Origin of the sequence: Shimia sagamensis (assembly GCF_900182745.1) — a bacterium.
Lineage (GTDB): Bacteria > Pseudomonadota > Alphaproteobacteria > Rhodobacterales > Rhodobacteraceae > Shimia > Shimia sagamensis.
Window position 1 is genome coordinate 1 of the sequence record NZ_FXTY01000027.1, and the last position, 3,709, is coordinate 3,709.

4 protein-coding genes are annotated in these 3,709 nt (G+C 54.8%); all 4 read right to left on the minus strand.

All coding sequences use genetic code 11. From position 1 onward, the window contains the following. Positions 1–1,178: tyrosine-type recombinase/integrase (locus tag QOL67_RS21910; protein WP_283428122.1), on the minus strand; the 1,178-nt coding region annotated here is incomplete at its 3' end. 415 nt (positions 1,179–1,593) lie between these two features. Further along, positions 1,594–1,761, minus strand: coding sequence for a MerR family transcriptional regulator (locus QOL67_RS21915; protein ID WP_283428123.1), 168 nt, complete (start codon positions 1,759–1,761; stop codon positions 1,594–1,596). A gap of 92 nt (positions 1,762–1,853) precedes the next feature. Beyond that, on the minus strand, positions 1,854–2,492 hold the full coding sequence (locus QOL67_RS21920) for a hypothetical protein (protein WP_283428124.1): 639 nt from the start codon (positions 2,490–2,492) through the stop codon (positions 1,854–1,856). Then, positions 2,482–3,666, minus strand: coding sequence for a tyrosine-type recombinase/integrase (locus QOL67_RS21925; RefSeq protein ID WP_283428125.1), 1,185 nt, complete (start codon positions 3,664–3,666; stop codon positions 2,482–2,484). Before QOL67_RS21925 ends, QOL67_RS21920 begins: the two co-directional genes overlap by 11 nt. Positions 3,667–3,709: the final 43 nt, after the last annotated feature.

Genomic DNA, 3,709 nt, shown 5'->3' on the forward strand with positions numbered 1-3,709 from the left:
TCCTTGCCCTGCACAATGTCTTCAAACAGGGCGAAGCGCGCTGCCTCGGGGAGTTTTCCATAATGGGTCTCGGTGATTTTTTCGCTTTCGTGCCCCATGTTTTCGGACCAGGCCTTGCGCTGTTGCTGCGTTAGCGGGCGACGGTCGTGCTCTGCAGCGAATGTATCTTTTACCGAATGCGGGTTATACTTAACCTCTGTATCGTGACAGGCGAGGGCAAAGGCTTTTGCCACTGCGTCTTTGGAGGCCATCGGCTCAATCGGCTTGCGCTCTGGGATCTGCAAATACGACCGCCTCTTCAGCTCGGGAAGGCTGGGAAAAAGCGCATCCTCCCCCCGCAGCCCCAGGGACTGCATATGATCAACCCAATCGACTACGGCGGTGACAAACACTTCGGCGATCGGGAACCAGCTGATCCTGAGGCTTTTACCGTTTTTGGTGCGCGAGGTGTTGGCATCCTGAATAATCTGGCGTCGCTCTCGATCAAAGTGAGCGAGCCTCAATGAGGTGACGGTGTCCGCGCGCAGCGCTCCAAGGTAGGCAATAGCAACCATCGCCCGGGCCCTTCTGTCCGCCAGGCTCAGCTTCGGCATTCTCTGCAATAGCTCCTCCGCCTCCTCCAGAGAGGCATAGGCTTTCTCCCCCTTTGGCATCGCCTTTGCATAGGCCGCCTTGGGTAGCTGGATATAGCTTGGCAGGTCGGCCGGCAGGCGTTTGTAGCCGTCCTGTTTGATCAACCATTCCAAAAAACCCATGATCTGACTGGCCTGATGTGAGGCAGTTGATCTTGACTTTTGGCCTTCTCCCTTTGTCATCATCGCCTCTTTCAGGGCGCTGCGCACGAGATCTACATCCCGGATTGTGAGCCGATCGAAGGGCTTCCCTTGCAAAACATCCTCCATGTAACGGATTGCCGATAGGTGCTGATCCACCGTCTGCTCCGTAAGTCGACCAGCATGAACCTGCCAGTCATAGACAACGCGGTCATTTACGCCCCACCAGCGTGGATCATCCGTTTCCGCGCTAATCCCAATACCACCGGGATGTCGCCCAATTCTTTCGTGTGACGAGTCCACGGTGGTATTGGGATTACACAACTGTTCAAACACCGCCAAATCGGCCTCAGAAAAGAACTTTCTGACTTGGCATTTACACTCCGAACACTGGCCAAATGCCATGTTGGCACCGTTAGCAGCGCGGTTTGTAGTGAGGCTGTTTGGGTCCGGAAACACCGCAGACTTACAGCCAGTGCATTTGAACTCGCCTGGATTCAGCCGCGTTTTTAGTCGTTCTTGGCGGGCCTTGTGAAAGGCCATTACCAGCCCCCCACGGAACACATAGGGGCGCTTGCGATCAGAAGGCTGCAATCCGGCTTTTCGCCAGTTCGAGATCGTGTTGGCACCTACTGCGTAGGCACGCTGCAGGTCTTCGGTCGAAAAGACGCGGTTCTTCTTTAACCGGATCCCCTTGAAAGATCGGCTCATCGGGCACCGCCAACCACACAAAGTATGGTGTGCGGGAGTTTGGGGGCTCCAGAAGGCAAGAGCGTCATTTTGCGCGCCCTTGAAGCGGATCAATACGGTTTGCGGTAAGCTAGGTGTTCAGGTCGGTGCCGCGATAAATCACCTTGCGGCCAATCTTGTAATAGGCGGGTCCCACTCCCTTATGGCGCCACTGGGCCAGCTTGTCGCGGTCCCCCAGAAGCTCGAGTTCAGGATCTCCCAAGACATAGCAACGTTCATCTTCAAATAGATTCGGCACGATTGGATTTCCTTCAGCTGATTTGAATGTCAGCGAATGAAATGAACCTTGCCTAAGGAGCGCGGCAGTCCCCGATCTACAAATCGGGGACCCTAAGGGCCTGATAAGTAAAAGAAAGAAAGTTGCACATCAGGGTCGACATAGGGTGACGGGGCATTTTGGGGGTAGTTCGAGCTGAGGCCAGCACGAAACGTCTCAGCGAGCTGGAGTACGTGCCAAGTTGTTCCAGGATGATCTTCGCAAAAGTCCATAGCCATACCCAGATGTACAACGCCGCGGTGTTTGCCCCAGATCTCACGTAAAACACTTTGATCCCTCGCACCTCGAATGCCCATCTTTCGCGCATAATCCGAGGTCTGCTCCAAAATACCACTTGGTGTGTGCAGACCTTGGAACTTTTCATTCTGGATACTGTCCCAGACTCGCTTGCCGATGTATTCGGCTATGTTGAGGTGGCGTTCATTTTTGCCCTCGTAACGCTGGGCGATCTCGCCGAACTCGTGCGCTGCATCATAACGCTCCCTTGCGGTTTCAGCGATCCATCGCGTAAATTCGTTACTCGAAGACTTGCCAATCGGAAAGTTTTCCAAGCCGAGGCTTACCACCTCATGACGTATCACCTGAATGGCTCTTAAACGTTCTTCGTCCGTCTCCTCACTGATCGCCATGCGAAACAGCCCCAGACATTCGCACTCCGGTCCATTCAGCGGAATTTGCATACTATTGCCCATCAATTTTTCCTGACACGACGAATTGCGACCATTCACACATCAACTGACGGCGCTTTTCCAGAAGATCGGATCGCGCATAGGCCCGCTCCACATCGGAGCCAACCGTATGCGCCAGGCTCTTCTCCGCCACTTCGCGCGGCGCATTGGCCACCTCTGCCGCCCAATCACGGAAAGTGGAGCGGAAGCCATGCACCGTCACACCTTCCACCTTCATGCGGCGCAGAAGCATTAGCATCGACATGTTCGATAGGGGCTGGTGGCGTTTCTGGCCCTCAAAAACATAGTCCGACTGCAGCGCCTGGAGCGGCTCCAGGATCGCCAACATTTCGTCACTCAGCGGAACACGGTGCTCTTCACCGGTCTTCATTCTCTCAGCAGGACAAATCCAAAGCCGCTGCTCAAGGTCCAGTTCTGCCCAGCGCAGACCAAGCACTTCGCCCGTGCGCGATCCGGTGAGGCAAGTGAACATCAGCGCCTTGGCAGACATCGCGTTGCGGGTCTTGAGATCTGCAAAGAAAGCCGGAACATCCTGCCAACGCATGGCCATGTGATGTTTGGGTTTCGCCTTTACCTTGGGCAGAACCTGCGCGTCTTTGATGGCTGTCACTGGGTTCTCACCAGACCGAAACCCTTTGGACTTTGCCACATCCAGCACGATCTTTATCCGCTGCGACAAACGCCGTGCCGTTTCGTGCTTTTCCGTCCATATCGGTGACAGGCACATCAGCACTTCAGGTTGATCAATGCTATCGACAGGCATGCGGCCAATTTTGGGAAAAGCGTAATCGCGCAGCGTATTGATCCACTGCGCGCCATGTTTGGCATTCTTCCACGTCGGCATGCGATCAATATGGACCTGCTGCGCCACCTCTTCAAAAGTCGGTACTTCCTGACGTGCATTGAAGCGCGGGTTCAACCCCTGCTTTGCCATGCGTCGATACTCAAACGCGCGTTCTCTCGCCTGGTTCAGCGTCACAATATCCGCTCCGCCCAAACCAAAGTCCGTCCTAAGCGGAGCACCCTTCTTGTTCTTTTGCCCTTTGACCACCACCCGCACGATCCATCGCCGCGCACCTGAGGGGTCAACAACCAGATACAAGCCGTTGCCATCGCCATGACGCCCAGCGCCGAGATTCTCGACCAGCTTCTTTGTCAGCTTTCCAGAAAGCGCCATTTAAAATACCACATTTCATACCACTCAAGGAAACGATACGATC

Excerpts from the sequence above, each read along its gene's own strand:
- QOL67_RS21920 (WP_283428124.1), bottom strand. The coding sequence starts at position 2,492 with ATGGGCAATAGTATGCAAATTCCGCTGAATGGACCGGAGTGCGAATGT.
- QOL67_RS21925 (WP_283428125.1), bottom strand. The coding sequence starts at position 3,666 with ATGGCGCTTTCTGGAAAGCTGACAAAGAAGCTGGTCGAGAATCTCGGC.